Source organism: Streptomyces sp. NPDC005374, assembly GCF_042872225.1.
In the GTDB taxonomy this organism is placed as follows: Bacteria; Actinomycetota; Actinomycetes; order Streptomycetales; family Streptomycetaceae; genus Streptomyces.
This window is the reverse complement of the sequence record NZ_JBIAKA010000032.1, coordinates 1-20191: the sequence shown is the minus strand read 5'-3', so window position 1 is coordinate 20191 and position 20191 is coordinate 1. Positions and strand designations below refer to the sequence as shown.

The window sequence follows — 20191 nt, the reverse complement described above, 5'->3', positions numbered from 1 at the left end:
GGCAACGGCGTCACTCACCGCCTGACGGTGGAGACCGCCTCTTGAAGTGCATGTTTGCGTCGGCGTATTCCATCACCTGGTGGGCCGTCATGCCGCAGCGTGCCCAGGTGATGCCGAAGCTGGCGCTGATGATCAGCTCACGGCCGTTGACCTGGGTCGGCTGGACGATGGCGTTGTGCAGCCGTGTGGCGAGGTCCTGCGCGGCGGCCTGGTTGACGTTGTCGGCGAGCACGGCGAACTCGTCGTCGCCAATCCGGGAGACCGTGTCGCCATTCCGTGCTGCACTGCTCAGGCGCCTCGCGACTTCGACCAGCACGGCGTCCCCCGCTTGGTGCCCGAGGATGTCGTTGATCCTCTTGAAGCCTTCGAGGTCGCAGACGAGGACGGCAAGGCCCTTGGCGTCATGGGGAGCGCTCTCGGGCGCCTGGATGTGTTGGTGTGCCGTGTCAGGACTTGCGCCAGGAGGTCTGCGCGGGTCGTCGCACAGTCTGGAATTGAGACGGGCGCGTAGTTCGGTGATGTTGGGCAGCCCCGTGAGTGCGTCATGGCTGACTTGATGCAGCAACTGGAGTTCACGGAGTTTTCGGTCCTCTATGTCTTCGACGTGGGTGAGCAGGAAGCGTGGCCCGTCGACGGCGTCGGCGACAACCGAGTTACGCAGGGACACCCAGACGTACGTGCCGTCGCGCCGTCCGAGGCGGACCTCGGCGCGTCCGCCTTCCGCGGCGGTGCGCAGCAGGGTGCTTATGTGGCCTCGCCCGGGATGCACGCAACACCTTCGCCGCCGCGGCGGGTGCCAGTGCACGGCCTGTCGCCCAACCACGCTGGGTAGGCCGGACAGTCGGGCGTTACCTCGCTCTGACCGCGCCCGTTAAGCCGATCATGATCACTCGACGAATGACCACCACGCTGGGCACCATCGCCGCGGCTGCCCTGTTCGCGCTCTCTATGCCTATTTCTGCCGCCCATGCCGCAGAGTGTGGGGTCCGCTCCGACGGCAGGCTCTACTGCGGCAACTCCGTGGGAGGAAGGGATACGCGGACCGCTCCTACCGTTCGGCAACGCGTGGCACGCTCACCCCCGGGTTCAACTGGTTCGCGTGCTGGGGCCACGGCGACCCGCACCCGGGCGGGAACGACATCTGGTACTGGACGCAGCTCGACAATGGTGCATGGGGCAATGTCCCTGCCGTCTCCGTGAAAACGGGGCAGGATCCGGCCCCTGGGCTGCGTGAGTGCTGAGGACGTAGCGAGATCTGAGCGCGGGAGTTGGCCAGACCGACCAACTCCCGCGCTCAGTCACAACCTGTGAGACCCACAGTTCCAGCGGGACACACCAGGCAGTGGTCACAGCCAGGTGTTGCCCTCGTCGCGGAAGAGGAGCACCGACGTTACTGATCTCGTCGGGTTGTTGTCGGGGGCTGATCCCTGCGGTAGGCCGGTTGTATGCGGTACGCGCAGGGTGGTGGGCTGACCGCGAAGGGGCGGCGGTTTCGCGAGCGGGTCCGGTATGAGGCCGGCGAACGGTTTGCGCGCGGTGAGAGAACCGCGGTGATCGCGAAAGATCTGCGGGTGAGCGCGCGGTCGGTGGAACGCTGGCGGCGTGCCTGGCGGGAGGGCGGGATGGATGCCCTGGCCTCGACCGGGCCGGCGAAACTGCCCAAGCTGTCCGACGGCCAGTTCGCCGAGCTGGAGAAGGCGTTGGCCCTGGGACCCGCCGAGCACGGCTGGGAGGACCAGCGGTGGACCATGGCGCGGATCCAAGCCGTGATCGCCGTCAGATTCCAGATCGACTGCTCGATGGCTGCGGTGGGGCGGCTGCTGCACCGGCACGGCTGGTCCTGGCAGAGCCCGGCCCGCCGTGCGCTGGAACGCGACGAGCGTGCGGTCGCGTTGTGGAAGAAGGACGTGTGGCCGCAGGTGGAATGACTGCGGCGGCGCTGGGAGCGTTCGTCGTCTTCGAGGACGAAGCCGGGTTCTCGATGACACCCCCGACCGCCCGTACTTGGAGCCGGCGCGGGCACACGCCGGTGGTGCGGGTCCGGGGACGCTCCTGGCGCCGCTGGTCGATCGCCGCGATGTGCTGCTACCGGCCGGGCGAACCCTCCCGGCTGATCTACCGGCCACGCCGCCACCGCAAGCACCGGGGCAAGGGACGCGACACCTTCGCATGGAGCGACTACCGCGACCTGGTCGTGCGTGCCCACATTCAGCTGGGCGCCCCCATAGTTCTGGTGTGGGACAACCTCAACACTCACCGGGCCGCCGGGATGCGTGAGTACGCTGCCGCACACGACTGGCTCACCATTGTGCAACTACCCTCTTACGCACCCGACTTGAATCCAGTCGAGGGCGTCTGGTCGCTGTTACGGCGCGGCCCGCTGGCCAACGTTGCCTTCACCGACGACGAGCATCTCGAGCGCACTCTTCGACGGGGCTTACGTCATATCCAGCTCCGGCCCGACCTGATCGATGGGTGCCTAGTGCTCTGACCGCATACCTTCGCCGGGTTGGGCGGGTGTGGGGCCATTAATGCCAGCTACCTGGCCGAGGCATCCGCCTATGCTCGGCTCGTGCAGCCGCTTTCCGACCGCAGCAATCCGTTGATCACGGCGTTCCCAGCCGAGCTTGCAAGCGATGCCGAGGCAGTCCTGGCGGTGATGCCTGATTCTCGGCTCCAGCCACATGCCTCGTTCTCGGTCGCTGTCGAGGGCCAGCAGGTTTTGATCCCCGAGCGCCTCTACAACGACGAGCCGCCAACTGACGCGGTAGCGTCGCTTTCGTCGCGCCAACAACAGCTTCTGCACTGCCTGTACTCAAGGCACTGCGACGGCATGGTCAGACAGCGCCACCTGGAGAAGATAGTTGGTTCCACGGACCCATGGGTCGTCCCCTTCGTCGTGCAGCTGGTTGGCGAGTACGTCTTGGAGATCCTGGTCGTCATCTGCAATGAGCTCCGTGATCTCACCACGCCCGGCACCCGCGGCCACCTCGCTTACGGGCAGTTCCTCGTGGACAACCCTGCATTCTTCGCGCGCACTCAACGGCGGGTCGTGAGCTACTGGAGCTGCTACTACCGGGGCACCTACACGAGTTTTCAGGGCTACCCGGGGTGCACCCTCCTTGACCTTCTGCGGTCCGCTGCCTCCGACAGAGCAGGGCATCCCTGGCCCAACCTCGCTCCAGCCGGCGCCAGGGTGGACGGCTACTGCTAGGACCCGCCGGGCAAGGTCGCCGGGCCGGTCAAGCGGCATCGGCGAGGGGACGTCCGCCCCAACGGATGCCCTTCTCGCTGCGGATGCGAGCGCGCTCGCGGCGCTGGGCGGCCAGCACGTCAGGGTGACGGGCATTTGCGTTGCGCCAGCGCAGATAGGCGTGCAGGGCCCGGGTCTGCACGGTGTGGTTGCGGTGGTTGGAGTTGGCGATAGTGAACTGCCGCAGCGGCCCGAAGTGCGCCTCGATTGGGTTGGCCCAGGAGGCGTACGTCGGCGTGAAGCACAGCTCGACGCGGTTCTTCTTCGCCCAGCGGCGGATCATCTCGCCCTTATGGGCGGACAGGTTGTCCAGGATGACGTAGATGGGGGCGCCGTCCGGTCGGGCGGCCCGGACCGATCTGAGCGCGGCCAGCGTGTTCGCGGCGCTCTTCTTGCGGCGGTTGACGCCCCAGAGCGTGTCGTCGCCGACCGAATAGCAGCCGTGGAAGTACCTGACGCCGTGCGTGCGGTGGTAGGTCGCCGGGTGCCGCTCGGGGTGACTGGCGGGGGCCCAGCCCGCACCGCCGGTGGGGCGGATGCCGAGCGGGCCGAACTCGTCGAAAGCGAAGACCCGGTCCGGGAAGCGGTCCAGGACTTCCTCGATCCGGTCCAGCTTTGCCTCGCGGTCGGGGTCCGGGGACTCCTTCCACGTCTTGGTGCGCTGGAAGGTGATGCCGCGGCGGGCGAGCAGACGGCGTAACGCCTCGCGGCTGATGCGGATGACCCGCCCATGGACTTTCCGCAGGTGGGCCAGCAGTTTGCGGATGGACCAGCGGGTGAAGGGCTGGCCGAGCTTGGTCGGGCGGGTGGTGGCCGTCTGGACGACGAAGTCCTCGTCGTCAGGACTGAGCAGGCGGGGACGGCCTCCCGCCCACCGAGGGTCCAGACAGGCCAGGCCGATCTCGTTGAACCGGTGGATCACATCCCGGACGGTGTCCTCGTCGGCCTGCACCAGCTGGGCGATCACCGGGACCCGGTTCCCGCCGGCCGATGCCAGCAGCATCATCGCGCGTCGGAAACGCACCGAACTAGTGCTGCCCCGGCGCACGATCTGCTGCAGTTTCTGCCCTTCCTGGTCGGTCAACCGGCGCACGCGGACAGGCTCAGCCACCGCACCCCCAGCACTCGGATCGGACGTCACCGCACATCCAACCGCCCCGACCACCAACCCGGCGAACCAATGTGGTCAGAGCACTAGCCGGCACCAGACTGACCCTCACCCGGCAGCCGACAACAACCCGAGGAGTTCAGTAGGTGCTTCAGAGCAGCGACGAAACGGTCGTCATCGTGATCACGGTGGCGGCCTTGGGTGTAGTTCGAGTCGTGGTCACGCGCACCGGTCAGGGTAGGGGTCTCGAGGACGTCGCAGGCCGGCAGCGCATCCGTCTGGCCGCGCGGGAAGGCGGCCCAGGTCGTGTCCTGGCGTTCGGGTGTGGGCGGGATGCCGTGCTCCTTGACCGCGCATCGGCCGCACCAGGGCATGGCGAACGCCCGCCCGTTGCAACCGCTCCGCGAACCGATCACCGATCCGGACGAAATCGCTCGCCTCGACATACCTCGAGCCGACCGACTCGGCGGCCTCCTCGACGAGTACCAGCATGCTGCGTGACCAGGCCGGATGAGGTTTCCGGCAAGAGCAGGGATGGGCTGCACCCTTCCCGTGCGCGCCGTGTGCCGCGCTCTGTGACGCACTTTCGGTGAGCCTCTCGGGGACGCACTTGCGGTGAGCCTCTCGGCCGGTCGGCGTGGTGCAACCTGGCGGTCAGGGCAGGGTGGTCAACACCTGTCGGGATGACGGTCTGGTCGGTTTGTGACTTGATCGGGCGGAGGCGGGACTTGGTGAGGTCGAGGTCTTTTCGTCGTAGGCGTCAGCCTTTGCAGGACACGGATGGCTCAGTGGGAACCTCCCGTACCGTGGCCGTGACGGTGTCGAGGTATTCCTTGGTCCGGCGGTCGCGGGAGAGGCGGTCGTACACCGGCTGAACCGCTTTGCGCAGTGCGGTCAGTTGGGCGGGGCTCGCGGCGGCGAACTTCTGGCCCCGAGCGCAGAGGCCCTTCAGGTCCTTGTTCTCCTGTTCGCGCAAGTTGGCGCCGGCGCTGTGCACTGCCTGCCGCGCCGCCTTCTGCAGTAGTTTGCGCTGGTCCTCGTTGAGCCGCTCGATGGCCTTGGTGTTGGCGACCAGGACGATCGGGCGGGGCCACAGAACGACGTTGGCGGTGCCGATCATCCCCGCTTCGTCGTAACGGCTCCCGTTGACAGATCCGATCTGTTGCTCGAACCCATCGAGACCGGCCACCGAGCTGCTTGCGCCGAACCATTCCGGTTTCGCTCCGAGGGTGCGCATGGTGGAGTCGGCGACTTTGGACTCCTGGATGCCGATCGTGCGTCCCTTGTAGTCCTGTGGACCGAGCAGCGGTGTCCCGGCGCCGAAGGGGCGGCGCAGGCTGCCCGGGAGCAGGCCCACGCCGGTGAGGCCACCGCCGTCGACCTCGCGGATCATGCGTTGGGCGACCGGTGCGCTGAGGACTTTCTCCTCGGCGTCGAAGCTGTTGATGAGCAGGGGCGCGGTCAGGGCGCCCAGGGCAGGAGCCCGACGGATGTCGAAGACCCGACTGCCGAGGGCGGCCAGATCGACTCGTCCGGCCTGCAGGTCATTGAGGAGTTGCTCCTCGAAGTCCGGCCCCTCCTGATGGTGGGCGTCGAACTCGACGGAGATCTGGATCGAGCCGTGGGACAGTTTCCTCACGTTCTGCAGGAAGGCGTCGAATTCGTCACTCGCGCCCATCGGTGTCGCCAGGGACAGTACGACGGGCTTATCCGTGCCGCTGCCCTGCGTGTTCTTGGCGGGTTGCTCGCCGCTCGCTGTGCTGGAGCAGCCGCTGGCGAGCAGCACCAGCCCAAAGGCCGCGCTCAGTGCGGCACCTACTGTCGTAGGTCGGGAACGCATGGCCTCACGCTTCCTTCTCGATGGGCCGCTCACAGCCTGAGAGGTGGGCAGGCGTAGCGCACGCGCAGGACGTACAGTCCGCCTGCTTCGACGGTACGGACCGGAGGCTTCCCACGCATCCGTATGGCGCGTGACATCAGTATTCGAAATTGCTCGCCGTCGACGGAACGGTTCAGCTGTCACGGCCAGCTTGACCGCGGAAGCGAGCAGGATCACGGCCGGGATGGGGATGAGCGCCAGTCCTGAAGAACACGATCGAGTGCCGCCCGGCCTACAGGTCCCCAGTTCGGCTTGCCGTCGGGAAGGCCCCGATAGCGTGGGATGAGGCTGGCCGGCAATCCGGTCGAAGCCCTATGAGCCCACCGTGCCTTGCACGAATCGCCGAAGGTGCGCACGCACGGTGTTGGGCTGCTCCAACCAGGGCTCGTGCCCAGCGTCTTCGACGCGCGTCAGCGGAAGATCGAGCCTGAGCGCGAGTGATTCAAGAGCAGACACTGGGCGGGGGTCGTCGGCCCCACCGAGAAGCTCCGCCCGCGCGGGCAAGCATGCGCGCAGCTCGGCAAGATGCTCATCGAGCGGGTTTGCGCGCCCTGCCTTGCCAAGCTCGCTGTTCATAGCCCAGTTGACGGGGCGACGCCGCCGGGCACCCTGCGCGGCCCAGTGCCACCCCTGTTCGGGATCGGCGTGATCGGTGAACCAGGCCAGCGTGAGCAGCTCGACTTCCTGCTCCTCCGTGCGGTGCGGCAACTCCTCCAATGCGTGGAGCCGCTCCAACTGCGCTGCGGACATGCGACGTTCGCGCTCCGCCCGGTCCCCGGTACGCCAGTCACCGACGAACGGCCCGCACATCAGCAGCATCGCGGCAACCCGGTCAGGATGCGTCAGGCAGAACCGGCTCGCCAGGTCAGTACCGTAGGAGTGCCCGATCAGCACAGCTCTGGGCACGCCCCATGCGTCGAGCAACTCGACGAGATCGTCGACATGCCGGGCGAAGGAATGGCGCCCCCGCCACGGGGATTGACCCGTGCCCCGCTGGTCGTACCGGTACACAGGCGCGAGGTCCGCGACCATGGGGGCGACATCGCCCAGATAGTCCGGCAGACCCGGACCGCCATGGAGCATGACCACGGCCAGCCGCCGAGTCGTGTCCCCCAGCGCCATCCAACGTAACTGCGCCCCGTCGCTCATCGACGAGAGGCCCTGCGTCTCCATCAAGGTCACCGCGGAGAACCTACCGGTGTCCCTGAGGCTCCGCCAAAGGTTAAAGAGCAAGCTCCACCTTCCCTACGAGAGCGCAGTCACTGGCCACACGTTCGCAAGCTGTCGAGCTCCACTCGCAAACTGTCGTGCTCCGTCACACGTAGGACCGGGGCTGCGGCGGTGCGACGGTCAGGAGGCGGCCGCGCTCGCCGCCGGGCGTGCCCGCCCGGCGAGGGTGGCTAAGCCGATGATGTGGAGCTGGGTGTCCGGGCGGCAGTGGGTGCAGGCTTCCAGGCCTGCGGCCAGGAGGCGGCGGGCTTCGCTGCGGTCGGATGGGGCGGCGGCGCTTGCCGGCCATGTGGCAGTTACCGGTGTGGACCTGGACGGGTGGTCGGCCGGTGCCGATGCCGAGTTCGACGATCCACTCCGGCGGTGCGGGCCGGGTCCGGCGGCTGTGTTCTTCTTCGGCCCGGTGGCGCTGCAGGGCCTCGATCTTCGCGTCGATGCGTCTGATCCACAGGGCGTGCCACACCCGCAGGGTGTGCAGGCGGTCCAGATCGGGCGGCAGAGCATCGAACACATTTTTGATTCTATGCTCATGATCCACCTTCGCGCCCTCGCGTGTTCGATTTCTTGTTCGATAACGTGGGTTTGGGAGGTGGGTGTGATGACTGCGGACGTGCCGGCACGCCAGGGTGCGACGGTGATGCATGTGCGCTGCCCGGACCGGCTGGAGCAGGAGGTCTACCGGCAGGTCCTGGAGCAGCTCGCGGAGCTCTGGCCGGTCGTGCAGGCCCTGCCGCCCACCGCGGCCCTGGTGGAACTGCGCGGTGCGCTGCCGTACTACGGCGTCGACGCGCGCCGCCTGGGCGAAATCCTGCGGGTACGCACCCTGTCCCGCCTCGGAGTCGACGTCCGCGTCGGCATCGGCCCCTCGATCACGGCCGCGGCCACCGCTTCCACGCAGATCCCCGGGCCGGGCGGGGTCCTGGCGGTCGCCCCCGAGCAGGTCGCCGACTGGCTGGGCGGACTGCCGGTGGAGGCCCTGCACGGCATCGGCCCCCGCCAGGCCACCATGCTGCGCGACTACGGCATCCACCATGTCGGCCTGCTCGCCGCCGTGTCCCCGGCGACCGTGCAGCGCCTGCTCGGAGGCCGCGCCGGACGGCTCGCCGCCGACCGGGCCCGCGGCATCGACCCCCGTCCCGTCGTGCCCCGCGCGCTGCCCGCCTCAGCAACCGTCCGCTGCTCTTTTCCCCGCCACACCCTGGACGGCGCCGAAGTCCGCGCCGCCCTGCTCGATCTGGTGGTCCGGCTCGGACGGCAGCTGCGCTCCCGCGACCAGGCGGCCCGCGCGCTCACCCTCACCCTGTCCTTCGCCGGCACCGGCAGCTGGGACAAGACCCGCCGCCTCACGGAGCCGTCCGCGCACGAGGACGACCTGCGCACCCTCGCCTACAGGCTCCTCGACGCCGCCGGCCTGCAGCGCGGACGGCTGACCGCCCTTGCCCTGCGGGGCGAGGACCTCATCGGCGCCGGCCAGGTCACCACGCAGATCAGCCTCGATGAAGCCCGCGAGGCACGACTGGTGGCCGAAGCAGCCGTCGACCGCGTCCGGGACAAGTTCGGACCCGGAGTGATCGGCCCGGCCGCCGTCTTCCGCAGCGCTTCATAAGCTCTGCTCCTGTGCTGACGGCCTTGAGAGGTGTCCGCCACCCTGACGTCGGCCTTTCCGGTGCCATTGTGCCCGTGGGCGGAAGTACGCCGACCGCGCCCAGTACCGCCCGGTAAGTCACAGAATCAGCGGTAAGATTCGCTGCACTTGCTCCACCCAGGGGGAATTCCTTTGCGCCCACGATTTGCTGCTTCCGCCGTTGCTGTTGCCCTCGCCGGCGTCTTGTTCAGCGCGCCAATGGCCTCGGCTGCGACGCTGCCGTCCACCAACACCGCGCACCACTGCATTCACCACACCACAGGCTCGTGTGGCTGGACTCACCACCAGAGGCCGAAGGACAAGTACGAGACGGCGAAGTGCAAGGACGCAAGCGTGTCGTACTCGGGGCACTCACAGGGAACCTGCTCTCACCACCACGGCGTCCGGTACTGGTTCAAGTAGCCCCACAGCTGGCGTCGTCTGGTCCGTTGCAGGTCAGGTGCACCGGGTTCGTCCGTCCACGCGCGGTTCGCTTCGCATTCCGCTCGTGTCCGAATCCGCGCACGTCCCGACTGACTGCAGAACTCCTCGTAATGCGACGGCGCTGGAACCCGGATGGGGCGTGACGATCGAGACGCTCGACAACCCCGGCTGGACCGTCGCCTGATGTCCCCTCGCTCCCCGGAGTGCACCACCGCCGCTCCGGTGTGGGAGGGCTCCAATACGTGGCAACCAAAGGGTGACCTCCACGCCGCGTACGCCACCTTCAACCACGAGTGGACCGGCGGCACCGCCACCAAGATCACCAGTCTCCAGCTGGACTGGACCATCGCCGGGACCGTCAACGACGGCGCCGGGGAGATCGACAACGACCCGCAGTGGCTGGGCAACTCCATCCCGGACTTCGATATCCGCTGCGATGTCGTCGCCTCTGCCACCAGCCCCGGCTGCGTGTTCTCGGCCTACAAGCCGACCTGGGTGATGAACTTCGCCAAGACGCCCGCCGCCGTCGCGCACGCCTGGCTGATCCAGTCGAAGCTTCCCAACCACCCCGGCTCCAAGGCAGCAGGCAGGCCGATCAAGTACCTGCCTGCGTCCGTGCGGGATTCGGACCTGAACCGGAAGATCATCTGCCCGGATGGCTGGGCCAAGACGTACGGCAACCCCGACACCACCCCCATCGACACGAGCGACACCGCCAGCTGCGATGAGTTCGCCTACGCCGCCTCCTACAACTCGGGCGGTATGCCCGCCTCCCTGGGCGGCATGAACGAAGTCGACACCGGCAACGACTGCGTGCAGACCTACGCGTCCCGCATCGCAACGGGCGACTGGAGGCTGTACGACGACATCCGCACAGCGGCTCCGACGTGGAAGGAAGTCTGCGGACGCTCGTCAATGTCGAATTACCAGAACACTCAGTCGATGCAGCCCTTCTCCGGAACGTTCTCCTCGGCGTCGAAGTACCGTCTGCTGGACAAGGACGAGTACGGGGTGGCCTTCCCCGAGTTCGCGCACTGTGACGCGTCCAAGGTGACTGTGTCGTGCACCGTTCCGAAGCCATGACCGGCTGGTAGACCACGACGCAGACTGGGGCGGGACGGCCACGCCATCCCGCCCCAGTCGTACCCCTAAAACCAGGAGAAGACATTGAGCGACGGCATCACGTGGCTGAGCGACGCCTGGCGCGGAGACGCTTCCATCCTGTTTGTCACCTTCGCACGCGGCGTCAGCCCCCGTGACCTCGTTGTCCGACTGGGCGCCCGGCCCGGAGAAGTGCTCGACCCGATCACCTTCGCCGAGGCCGAGCGGCTGACGTTCAACGACCGCGAATCAGCCCGCGTGGCCCGCTTCGGTGAATGCGCGGGCTGGTCATATGCGGTGGAGCAGGGCTGGCACTCCAAGGCTTGGTGGGCTCACCCCGACGTCTCCGCAGGCGGCATCGAAGTCGTGCACCTGACCCCGAAGCCGGACGACCCGCCCAGAGAGTGCTGGTACTACCGCGACGGCCAAACGGTTGGTCGCTTCGACATCGGCGACACCCCAGACGAGGGCATGGCGTTCCTGCTCCCGGCGTTCGAAGAAGCCGGACTCCTCGATGATGATGTGAGCGAGGAGTTCGACTCGTTGCGAGCGACTCTGACCGCCCTGCAGCAGCACTTCGGGCTGTCACTGCCACGTCAGGAAATCCTGAATGGTCGGCTACCCGCAGCGGTGACAGCGACCGTGCCACCAGAAAACCTGGGGGACTAGAGCCAATGCTGTGCCTCTGTTGGTGATGTTGGTAAGCCGCTGACGGCTGGCTGTGTGAGGTGCTTGGCTGGGAGCGTGCGGGGTGGCATCGGCGGTGGAGGTGGTCGCGGTGTCGCTGCGGCCGGAGAGTCACCAGCGAATCCCGGTACGGACGGTGCAAACGGCGCGGGCGGCGTGTCCGAAGGGCACCCCGGCCATGCTCATCCGGGACCGGCTGGATGTCCTGTTCGAGGACGAGGAGTTCGCCGGTCTGTACTCGGATGACGGCAGGCCGGGATTGTCGCCGGGGCGGCTGGCGCTGGTGTCGGTGCTCCAGTTCGCGGAGAACCTGTCCGACCGGGCGGCGGCGGACGCGGTCCGCACCAGGATCGACTGGAAGTACGCCTTGGGGCTTGAGCTGGGGGATCCGGGGTTCGATCACTCGGTCCTGTGCGAGTTCAGGACCCGGCTGGCCGAACAGGACGGCGCCGCCGACCGGCTGCTGCAGGTGATGCTGGACCGGCTGAGGGAGGCCAGTCTGCTCAAGGCCGGGGGGTGCCCCTATGAGTTTGGTCAAGGAAATCGGTCTGCGTTGTGAGGGTGATGCGGGCAGGATGGCGGGGTGTCTGGTCTGTTGTGGGATGACGTCAAGAGCTTCTTCGACCCTGATCTGATGGGGTCGTTGCCGGACGTGCTTGTTCCCGAGACCTCGGTGGAGGACTGGCAGGCGGTCCTCGATCTCGTCGGGGTGAGCGGCTGGATGTGCCAGTACTCCGAAGGCGAGACGGTGTTGTCGGTGCCTCGCGCGGAGGCGGTGCTGTCTCGCCCTGCTGGCGCGGAGTGCGCGGAACTGCGGGTCTGGCCGACTGCCGATGTATTGGCGATCTTCCGTTTCTACTCGGTGGAGGAGATCGACTTCGATGTTGATCTGCGGGAACTCCAGGGCCAGGAGCGACTCGACGTGCTCTGCGGCTTCCTCACCGTGATCGGGCGGCGGTTGGGCAAGCCGGTGGTGATGTATTGCGAGGGCGGCGCTCCCAGCCATCCGCTCCTCAGGTTCGATGTCGAGAGTGATCAAGTGGATCTGTTGGCGAAACTGCGGGTCAGATGACCGTGGCGGTTGTCCGGGGTTCGTAGAAGGTGCCGTCGCGGAGCATCGCGAAGAGCACGTCGGCTCGCCGTCTGGCGAGGCAGAGCAGGGCTTGGGTGTGGTGCTTGCCCTGCGCGATCTTCTTGTCGTAGTAGGTGCGCGATGCCGGGTCGCCCAGGGCGGCGAACGCGGAGAGGAAGAAGGCTCGCTTGAGCTGCTTGTTTCCTCTGCGGGAAGGCTGTTCGCCGCGGATCGAGGAGCCTGAGTTGCGGGTCGCGGGAGCGAGACCTGCGTAGGCGGCAAGTGTCGGCGTACACGTGAACATGGCTCTGGCAAGATTTTCGTAGGCGGAGATCATCTGGGGGCCGTGGTCGGCTGGTCCGCGTAACGGGCAGCCTTTGGGTGTGCTCTGTTGAACTGCCCTATCTGTTACCGCACTTGGCGGGCGTGTCGGTTCTCTCGGTCGACGGCTCTGGACCTGTGGTGGTTGTCCGTGCGCGTACGCGGTCACTTGCTCCCGCGCCGTGTACGGGCTGCGGGACACCGAGCGGGTGGTGTCACAGCCGATACGTCAGACGGCTCGGGGATACGTCGCTGGGCGACCGTGCCGTGCTGGTCGAGCTGAGCGTGTGCCGTCTGTACTGCGAGAACACCACTTGCGAAAAGGTGACGTTCGCCGAGCAAGTGCCGGGTCTGACTGTCCGTTATCAACGGCGCACACCACTACTGCAGCGGGTGGTCGAGGCAGCAGGGGTGCTACTGGCGGGCCGGGGCGGAGCACGAATGCTGCGGGTCCTGAACGTCACGCTCTCGCGGTGCACCGTCCTGTCGCAGCTGATGCGGATGCCACTGCCGGCCCTTGTCATTCCACGGGTGCTGGGCGTGGACGACTTCGCTCTCTACGGCGGCACTTACGGAACTCTCCTGGTCGATGCCACCACCCGTCTGCCCCTCACGCTCTGGGAGGGACGGGACGCCGAGCAGCTCAGCCGCTGGCTTCGTGAGCATCCCGGCGTCGAGATCGTCTGCCGCGACGGTTCGCTGACATACCGGCAGGGCATCACCGCCGGCGCCCCTGATGCCGTGCAGGTCAGCGACCGCTTCCACCTGTGGCAGGGGCTGTCACGTCGCGTTCAGGACATCGCTTCCGCCCACCGGGGTTGTCTGCCCGCAGCCCTCCCGCCGGCCGAAGAGGCCGATCCAGCCACCGGGGACGCCGCGGCGGACACACGAGCCGGGCAGCACGCCGGGAGGCTGTTCGAGGCCGTGCACGCCCTGACCGGATCTGGTCGGAGCCACAGCGCCGTGGCCCGCGAGCTCGGCCTGGACCGCAAAACCGTGCGCAAGTATGCCCGAGCCCGCACCTGGCAGGAGGTCATGCGCCGCCCGCCCCGCAAGCCCTCCACCCTGGATCCCTACCGCGACTACCTGCAACAACGCTGGGACGAGGGCGAACACAATGCGATGGTCCTCCACGAGGAACTCCGCAGCAAGGGCTACCTCGGGCACTACCAGCGCGTGAAGATGGCCCTCGCGCCCCTGGGACGCGGGCTGCCGCTGGACCAGCCCCGCGCACGACCGCCGTCCCCACGCGAGACCGCCCGCTGGATCGCCACCCACCCGGACCGCCGCGGCCTACACGTCGCCCACCGCCTGCACCGCCTCCTCGAGCACTGCCCGGAACTCAAACGCACCCACGACCTGGTCCGCCAGTTCGCCACCATGCTCGACAACCGCGACGCGGCACCCCTGCCGTCCTGGCTCGACGAGCTCTCCCGCAGCGGACTGGCGCCCTTTGCCGGTATCGCCGGAGCCCTGCGCGAAGACCAGCACGCCGTCGCCCAGGGGATCAACACCACCTACAGCTCCGGCGTCAACGAGGGCCGCATCACCGACATCAAGCTCCAGAAGCGCCTGATGGCAGGACGTGCCGGCGTCCCACTCCTCCGCCACCGCGTTGTCCTGATCGCCCATCTCCGCCGCCGTTACGCGGACCAGCCGACCACGGCCCCCAGATGATCTCCGCCTACGAAAATCTTGCCAGAGCCCTGAACGTGCCCAGGCAGGTACGGCCATACGTGACCAGCCTCTGGGTGCTTTCGCTGTGCTGAGGCCGGCCATGGTGGTACACCACGAGGAAATGCAAGCGTTCCCTCGTGGCGAATACCAGCTGCGGGCATCAGTAGCCGATCGTGAAGCGGCGTTGGACGAAGCGCGGCAGCTCCGCCTCGTCGATCAGGGCAACAGCAGCGTCTTCCACCGAAATGCGGCTGCGGCCGTTGGCGTCCACGACGGGCTGGTCACTGCCGATCCGGAAGCGACCGGTGCGCTCGCCGGGGGCGATGTCCTCGGCCGGGCTGAAGTAGGTCCACAAGCGGTTGGAGGTGCGCAGAACGTTCAGGGCGTCTCGGTGGCCGCGCACTGCTGCCGCATATTCGCGAGGCAGCCCGACGTGGTCGAGTGTGGCGTGCAGGAGCTCATCGGAGTCGGCGCGTACTACCCCCGGTTCGACTTCCAGGCTGCCCGCGCCGCCGATCACAATGAGCCGGGTTCTGGGGTGGCTCTCCAGCGCCTTCAGCAGGGCTCGCGCCGCGGTGGCGTAGACCGTGGGATCGGCGATCGAACGCCGCAGGGTGTCCGCGATGTCATGGGCGGCGTTGCCGGGCTGGAAGCCGCTGATCAGCACGTCGAGACCCGGGAGTGCTGCCGCGATGCTCGCCGGGTCCAGGACGTCGACGCTCGCCCAGTTGACGCCGTCCCGGCGCTCGTTGCTTTTGACCAGGGAAGCATCGCGGCTGAATGCCTGGACGAGGTGCCCTCGGTCCAGGGCCTCGGCGACGACCTGGCTGCCGATGGTTCCCGTAGCTCCGATGACTCCGATACGCATGGTTCTCCCCTTCGTTCACGCGGAAGCGGGTGCGTCAGCGACCGCCGTGACGCCCCAGCGAGCGACTATACGCCGTGAAGTTTCCATACGGCCACAAAATGAGGTGACGCTGTAGAGTGTCCTCGTGACCGGTACAGCGAGCAGGGGAAGACGTGAGCGGCTGCGCGCCGAGACGACGGCCGAAATCAAGAGCGTGGCACTGGAGCTGATGGCCTCAGGCGGACCCGACGCCATCACACTGCGGGCCATCGCCCGCGAGATGGGCATGACCGCCAACGCCATCTACGGCTACTTCGCCACCCGCGACGACCTGGTCACCACGCTCATCAACGACGTGTACACCGCCCTGGCCGACGCCGTGGACTCGGCTTGGGAATCTGCCCCCACCCCGGATCCCGCCGCCCGGATCAGGGCATGGGCCAGCGCCTTCCGGAACTGGGCCCTGGCCAACCCCGAGGGCTTCCGGCTCATCTACGGTGACCCCGTTCCCGGCTACCGCGCTCCCGAGCAAGGCGCCGCACCGGATGCCGCACGCCGCGTCTGCACAGGACTCACCGCACTCGCGGCAGTTGCCTGGCCCCGCGCCAAACGCTTCTACGAAGGCAGCGAGTTCGAATGGTCCGACTTCGATGCCGGGCTTCTCGACAAGGTTCGCCCGGCATTCCCGGAACTGCCGCCCGCGGCCGTCGCCCTCGCGTTGCGCATCTGGGGACACCTGCACGGCCTGGTGTCGCTGGAGGTCTACGGTCACATGCGCAACCAGACCGTCAGCCCAGAAAAGCTCTTCCACGAGGAACTGGCCCAGCTCCTACGCGGACTAGGCATCCCTCACCAAAGCTGAACGACTCCCAACACGCAGGCCGAAAGCCAGCCTGGCTCCGGCCGCGGAGGTACGGCGCCCTGGGTACGTTCGCGTGTACCTGGCTGGGTACTTTCACGGATCATGACGTGACCGAGGCATCACTCAAGCGCACCCGGCCGGCTACGGCCGGGTGCATTGTCGCGGCCGCCCTTATGGTCATCGCCGGAGCTGGCGTGGCTATTTCGCTGGCAGTGCAGGGATTTTTCGATCGCCCGGCGCCCCCCGACGATGAGCTCCTTGCCAAGAAGGCTGGCCTTACCCAGTACCGCCTTCAGGAAGCCGTCAAAGACGGCAGCCTCAGCAACAAGGAGATCGAGCAGGCAGCGGGAGACGACCGCTGGAGCGTGGAACGAGACAGCACAGCCATCCGCATTGTGGTGGCCTACCCCCACACGGACGCAGAGAAGGCCTGCTACCGGTTCACCCTCGCACTACCTCTCGATTCTCAGGGAGAGGTCGCCCGCGAGCGCCTCAACCGCTGCCCAGGAAACCTGATGGCGGGTTGAGAAGGCCAACAGAGGTTGCGATCCGGGTGTGTTCACTCGCAGCCCGCAGGAGTTGGCTCCGCTCTTGAGGTGTCCAACGTCCCGGCGAAGCAGACGCTCGCGCCGAACTGGAATGTCGCCCCGACCAACGATGTGTGAGCGGTCCTCGAGACCGAGGCGCTGCATAGGGGGCACGGCTGGATAAGCGGCTGACCTTCGCCGCTCCCGGATTCGGAGGTGTCTCCGGAGGAGCAGCCAGCCTCGCTGGATGCGGTCCGCGTCGAGGACAGGCCACCTCCCCATAAAGGGGCCCTCCGCGGCAACGGAGGGCCCTGATCGGCCGAGCTAACTCAAAGTGAAGTCATCCTGTGGTGTCTGCCCTTTGGTGTCGTTCGGGGCTGTCGTTCGAGTGATCGCTCCGTGTCAGCAACGGCTGACCGTGCATTCCACCGGTCGGTGTGCGAGGTTGTGCCGGACCCGGCCGAGTGGAAGCGGAGGCGCCGACACCATGACTTCAGTGATTTTCCGGCGTGGTGTCGTAGCAGTGGCGCTGATCGTGCTGGCGTTGACGGCGGCTTGCGGGGGTGGGGGAGACGGCGGGTCGACGCCTGCCGGACCCTCCGAGACCGAGGAGAACGGAACGCCGACCTCGGAGGAGAACGAGGTCACCTCGGACGAGGAGACCGACGGCGAGATCTTCCTGGGCAGCGACGCCGAGGAGGCCTCCGCGTCGGACGTCGAGCTTCCGCCGACTCAGGTGGGCGAGCCGACCCAGGGCGAGGTGGACATCAAGCCGTCGGCACAGGGGCTACCGTCGGGCCTGCAGGACGTCAAAGGCACGTTCGAAGGGCAAGAGGCTGAGATTATCAACCCGTGCCTGGGGGCGATCCCGCCGGACGGCTGCGTGCTGATCTTCCGGTACACACCGACGCGATCGGGGTCGTACACCGGTGACTTGGCGCTCACGCTGGACGACGGCTCCACCATTACCGCCGCTGTGTTCGGTGAAGCGACCGAGGCCCCGACCTCGGGCACGGACTCGACCACTCTGGAGCCCACGACCGACGAGCCCACGACCGACGAGCCGACGACCGACGAGCCGGCGACACCGTTTGAAGACGAGACGCCAGCGCCGGTGACGTAGCGCCGACGTTCCTATTGGAGCTGCGGATCTCCAGCCAGACGGTACGGTCGTCGGACAGCACCACCACCCGGCGGTCTTTCCAGCGCGAGACATAAGAGACCAGGTAGAAGCGGGTCGGTGACTTCATGAGGAGGCGGAACCCCCGGTACTCATACCGGTACGGCCCGCCCGCCCTGCCGTTGTCCTTGAACCTGATGCCCTTCGCGTGGTGGGGGACGATCACACGTGAATGGATCACCACGAACGGAGTGTCCTCGTACCCTCTCCTCGCGTCCAGCCGCGCATCGCTGCGGCCGACGACTGCCGAGTACTGTGCCATGTCGAAGAACAAGCTCACCGTCAGCATCCCAATGAGCAGCGTGCCGACCGCCAGCCACTCACGGTCGCCGGCGGGCTGCCGGACTCGAGTGTCCGGACTCTGGCTCAGCCGCAGATGGACAGCGCAGACGGCCAGCGTGGACCCCACGGCCACCATCAGGGCCGGCATGAACGTGCGCGGCACGCCCGGAGCGAAAAGGGCCACCAAGCCTGAGAACAGGGTCGCGAGGCCCATGAGCATCATGGCCACGCCGACGGCAAACAGCAACACGATCGCCGTCCGACGGTGAACCTCATGCTCCGGTCCGGCCAAAGCCCGTCCCAGCCAGCCGAACACCACGAACACGATCAGCCCGCTGGCCAGCAGGAGACAGAGGGGCAGGAAGATCGCTTTCGTGCTGCTGGCCACGACGTTCTGGACGGACATCCCGAGATCCTCGGGCACCACGCCGAGGGCGGAGTAGTACTCCCTGATGTAAAGGCTGCCGAAGTAGTAGAGCAGAGCGAAGGCGACGGTCCCCGGCGCCGCGACGTAAGCCGCCTTCTCCACGAACGTTGACAGGGGTGAGCGCGCGGGAGGGGGCTCGGACTCAGTTGGCGGCACCTGCGGCGGGGACATGGCCATCAGTCTGTTCGCCTTCGATGCAGCACGCACACGGAGTTGCTCCGAGTCTGGGACCCCGTCACGCCGGAGTCTCAGGCCCTTTCGTGATTTCGGCCCGCAAAAGTGGTTCGCGAGCTGGAAGGTCTGAAATTTCTGACCTCCAGCAAGGGAGCCTATGCGGAAGCCTCTTCCTGAGTGGCCGCGAAGACGCGCTGCGGCAGAGGCCAGCCGCTTCGCGACACGCCCCACTCCTTTCTCCAACGTCTCCAGGTGGTCCTGCACGGCGTCCGGGTCAGCGTCCAGTGCTGCCTGTACCGCAGCGGGCGCGGCATCATCCATGATCTGTGCAGCGGGTGTCGTCATGCCAATCATCCTGCACACCGCCACTGACAACGCCCCGGCCTGCGCATACCCGGGCAGGTGGCGTCTCCTGACCAGAGGCGGAAAGTGCTCCGACCTGGTCGGAGCTACGGGCAGAGGAAGACCTGTGTCGGTCAGTGAAGCTTCCCCTTGATTCAGGACACCTGGAGACTGGGATCTGAGGTTCCAGAGGAAGCAGTGCCAGGTGGGAAGCAAGTACACGAATTGGTACTCGGACGAGTACAAGCGCGACGCGATCGAGCTCGTGCGGTCGTCGGGCCGGACGGTGACTGCGGTCGCCCGCGAGTTGGGGATCAGCTCGGAGTCCCTGCGGGGCTGGGTGAAGAAGGCCCACGCCGCCCAGGACAACGGATCAAAACCCGGCGCGGTACGGGCCGCCGACGACCGGGACGTGGAACTGAGGCGGCTGCGGAAGCTGACCGCCGAGCAGGCAAAGACGATCGCCAGGGGCTGCGCGGGGCTGCGAAGAACACGTCGATGCCGGTGTCAGTGCTGAGACGCTTGTGGGCTGCCAGTTCCATGCCGCGATCCCAGGTCAGCGTGCCGCGTAGTCGGGAGTCCATGCGCATGTATGTCTCGGCCAGAGCTGGAACGACCACGTTGGTGTGGCGGCTGGCAAGTTTCACGACCGTGAGGAACCGCGTCTTGCGGTCGACCAGTGTGGCGACCTGGCTGTTGTTCGAGCCGATCACCAGATCGCCTTCCAGGTGCCCGGGCTCGCTGCGGTCCTCCGCGGCCTGGGGGCGCTCCCCGATCGGCCGGGCATCGGTGATCTGCGAGCGCCATTGCCCCTTCACCGTGTGTCGCTTGTTCTTCCGGATCGGGCGGCCGGTGCGAAGGCGTTTGCAGACCTCGCGGGGGATCACTTTCCACCGGGTGGTGTAGACCGACCGGTAGATCGTCTCGTGGCTGATCTCCATCGCCGGGTCATTGCCGTGATAACGACGGAGGTGGCCCACTATCTGCTCGGGTGACCACTCCTCGCAGAGCAGGGTCAGGACCGTCTTCCTGAGCGCCGGCCTGGCGGCGAGCAGGCACTGTGCCTTCCCGGTTTTGGCGCGAGGTCTGGAAGCTCATGACGTGGAACATCGGCTCTGGACCTGGATTTCTGGGTGAACGGTGACAGGTCATCT

The 20191-nt window shown here is 67.1% G+C and carries 20 protein-coding genes and 4 pseudogenes; 14 read left to right on the top strand and 10 right to left on the bottom strand.

The window, feature by feature from the left end:
• Positions 1 to 10 precede the first annotated feature (10 nt).
• Positions 11 to 769, bottom strand: a pseudogene (locus ACFYRX_RS45575) (diguanylate cyclase domain-containing protein); the annotation flags it as partial.
• 676 nt (positions 770 to 1445) lie between these two features.
• On the opposite strand from ACFYRX_RS45575, the gene ACFYRX_RS45570 reads away from it, so the two are divergent.
• The 3 genes from ACFYRX_RS45570 to ACFYRX_RS45560 all read left to right on the top strand — a co-directional run bounded on the left by ACFYRX_RS45570 (position 1446) and on the right by ACFYRX_RS45560 (position 3214).
• A complete protein-coding gene (locus tag ACFYRX_RS45570; RefSeq protein WP_389113183.1) occupies positions 1446 to 1928 on the top strand; it encodes a winged helix-turn-helix domain-containing protein in 483 nt (160 codons plus the stop codon).
• Positions 1925 to 2491 (top strand): transposase, encoded by a 567-nt coding sequence (locus ACFYRX_RS45565; RefSeq protein WP_389113218.1) that lies wholly within the window; start codon positions 1925 to 1927, stop codon positions 2489 to 2491. The genes ACFYRX_RS45570 and ACFYRX_RS45565 overlap by 4 nt, the downstream gene beginning before the upstream one ends.
• Before the next feature lie 81 nt (positions 2492 to 2572).
• On the top strand, positions 2573 to 3214 hold the full coding sequence (locus ACFYRX_RS45560) for a hypothetical protein (RefSeq protein WP_389113182.1): 642 nt from the start codon (positions 2573 to 2575) through the stop codon (positions 3212 to 3214).
• A gap of 28 nt (positions 3215 to 3242) precedes the next feature.
• On the opposite strand, the gene ACFYRX_RS45555 is transcribed toward ACFYRX_RS45560, so the two are convergent.
• Positions 3243 to 4364, bottom strand: coding sequence for an IS630 family transposase (locus tag ACFYRX_RS45555; RefSeq protein ID WP_389113180.1), 1122 nt, complete (start codon positions 4362 to 4364; stop codon positions 3243 to 3245).
• 351 nt (positions 4365 to 4715) lie between these two features.
• Here ACFYRX_RS45555 and ACFYRX_RS45550 point away from each other — a divergent pair.
• Positions 4716 to 4862: pseudogene (locus ACFYRX_RS45550) on the top strand (transposase); the annotation flags it as partial.
• Between the two features lie 259 nt (positions 4863 to 5121).
• Here the strand turns inward: ACFYRX_RS45550 and ACFYRX_RS45545 are convergent.
• The 4 genes and pseudogenes from ACFYRX_RS45545 to ACFYRX_RS45530 form a co-directional block, all read right to left on the bottom strand.
• The gene (locus ACFYRX_RS45545) at positions 5122 to 6201 is read right to left on the bottom strand and encodes a TRAP transporter substrate-binding protein (protein WP_389113179.1); all 1080 of its coding nucleotides are present in this window, start codon (positions 6199 to 6201) and stop codon (positions 5122 to 5124) included.
• A gap of 351 nt (positions 6202 to 6552) precedes the next feature.
• Positions 6553 to 7413 (bottom strand): alpha/beta fold hydrolase, encoded by an 861-nt coding sequence (locus ACFYRX_RS45540; protein WP_389113217.1) that lies wholly within the window; start codon positions 7411 to 7413, stop codon positions 6553 to 6555.
• Between the two features lie 142 nt (positions 7414 to 7555).
• Positions 7556 to 7807, bottom strand: a complete 252-nt coding sequence (locus ACFYRX_RS45535; protein ID WP_389113215.1) for a hypothetical protein — start codon at positions 7805 to 7807, stop codon at positions 7556 to 7558.
• Positions 7696 to 7974: pseudogene (locus tag ACFYRX_RS45530) on the bottom strand (hypothetical protein); the annotation flags it as partial. The pseudogene ACFYRX_RS45530 and the gene ACFYRX_RS45535, both read right to left, overlap by 112 nt.
• A 94-nt stretch (positions 7975 to 8068) precedes the next feature.
• Between ACFYRX_RS45530 and ACFYRX_RS45525 the strand changes: the two are divergent.
• The 6 genes from ACFYRX_RS45525 to ACFYRX_RS45500 all read left to right on the top strand — a co-directional run bounded on the left by ACFYRX_RS45525 (position 8069) and on the right by ACFYRX_RS45500 (position 12398).
• The gene (locus ACFYRX_RS45525) at positions 8069 to 9076 is read left to right on the top strand and encodes a hypothetical protein (RefSeq protein WP_389113177.1); all 1008 of its coding nucleotides are present in this window, start codon (positions 8069 to 8071) and stop codon (positions 9074 to 9076) included.
• Positions 9077 to 9223: 147 nt separating this feature from the next.
• Positions 9224 to 9517 (top strand): DUF3761 domain-containing protein, encoded by a 294-nt coding sequence (locus ACFYRX_RS45520; protein ID WP_389113176.1) that lies wholly within the window; start codon positions 9224 to 9226, stop codon positions 9515 to 9517.
• Between the two features lie 204 nt (positions 9518 to 9721).
• A complete protein-coding gene (locus ACFYRX_RS45515; protein ID WP_389113174.1) occupies positions 9722 to 10621 on the top strand; it encodes a hypothetical protein in 900 nt (299 codons plus the stop codon).
• Between the two features lie 84 nt (positions 10622 to 10705).
• Positions 10706 to 11308, top strand: a complete 603-nt coding sequence (locus ACFYRX_RS45510) for a hypothetical protein (protein WP_389113173.1) — start codon at positions 10706 to 10708, stop codon at positions 11306 to 11308.
• Between the two features lie 82 nt (positions 11309 to 11390).
• Positions 11391 to 11885 (top strand): transposase, encoded by a 495-nt coding sequence (locus ACFYRX_RS45505; protein ID WP_389113171.1) that lies wholly within the window; start codon positions 11391 to 11393, stop codon positions 11883 to 11885.
• A 24-nt stretch (positions 11886 to 11909) separates the two neighbouring features.
• Positions 11910 to 12398 (top strand): hypothetical protein, encoded by a 489-nt coding sequence (locus tag ACFYRX_RS45500; protein ID WP_389113169.1) that lies wholly within the window; start codon positions 11910 to 11912, stop codon positions 12396 to 12398.
• Here the strand turns inward: ACFYRX_RS45500 and ACFYRX_RS45495 are convergent.
• The gene (locus ACFYRX_RS45495; protein WP_389113167.1) at positions 12391 to 12888 is read right to left on the bottom strand and encodes a transposase; all 498 of its coding nucleotides are present in this window, start codon (positions 12886 to 12888) and stop codon (positions 12391 to 12393) included. The two genes, ACFYRX_RS45500 and ACFYRX_RS45495, sit on opposite strands and share 8 nt — an antisense overlap.
• Between ACFYRX_RS45495 and ACFYRX_RS45490 the strand changes: the two genes are divergently transcribed.
• Entirely contained in the window at positions 12780 to 14396 is a 1617-nt protein-coding gene (locus ACFYRX_RS45490; protein WP_389113166.1) for an ISL3 family transposase, read from the top strand. The genes ACFYRX_RS45495 and ACFYRX_RS45490 overlap by 109 nt on opposite strands.
• A 160-nt stretch (positions 14397 to 14556) precedes the next feature.
• Here the strand turns inward: ACFYRX_RS45490 and ACFYRX_RS45485 are convergent, their stop codons facing one another.
• A complete protein-coding gene (locus tag ACFYRX_RS45485; protein WP_389113164.1) occupies positions 14557 to 15264 on the bottom strand; it encodes an NAD(P)-dependent oxidoreductase in 708 nt (235 codons plus the stop codon).
• A 124-nt stretch (positions 15265 to 15388) separates the two neighbouring features.
• Between ACFYRX_RS45485 and ACFYRX_RS45480 the strand changes: the two genes are divergently transcribed.
• Both ACFYRX_RS45480 and ACFYRX_RS45475 read left to right on the top strand, forming a co-directional pair.
• Positions 15389 to 16105 (top strand): TetR/AcrR family transcriptional regulator, encoded by a 717-nt coding sequence (locus tag ACFYRX_RS45480; RefSeq protein WP_389113162.1) that lies wholly within the window; start codon positions 15389 to 15391, stop codon positions 16103 to 16105.
• Positions 16106 to 16212: 107 nt separating this feature from the next.
• On the top strand, positions 16213 to 16632 hold the full coding sequence (locus ACFYRX_RS45475; RefSeq protein ID WP_389113160.1) for a hypothetical protein: 420 nt from the start codon (positions 16213 to 16215) through the stop codon (positions 16630 to 16632).
• 965 nt (positions 16633 to 17597) lie between these two features.
• Here ACFYRX_RS45475 and ACFYRX_RS45470 read toward each other — a convergent pair.
• A complete protein-coding gene (locus tag ACFYRX_RS45470; RefSeq protein ID WP_389113158.1) occupies positions 17598 to 19040 on the bottom strand; it encodes a hypothetical protein in 1443 nt (480 codons plus the stop codon).
• 202 nt (positions 19041 to 19242) lie between these two features.
• Here ACFYRX_RS45470 and ACFYRX_RS45465 point away from each other — a divergent pair.
• Positions 19243 to 19422: pseudogene (locus ACFYRX_RS45465) on the top strand (transposase); the annotation flags it as partial.
• Here ACFYRX_RS45465 and ACFYRX_RS45460 read toward each other — a convergent pair.
• A complete protein-coding gene (locus ACFYRX_RS45460; protein ID WP_389113213.1) occupies positions 19352 to 20092 on the bottom strand; it encodes an IS30 family transposase in 741 nt (246 codons plus the stop codon). The pseudogene ACFYRX_RS45465 and the gene ACFYRX_RS45460 sit on opposite strands and share 71 nt — an antisense overlap.
• Between the last annotated feature and the right edge of the window lie 99 nt (positions 20093 to 20191).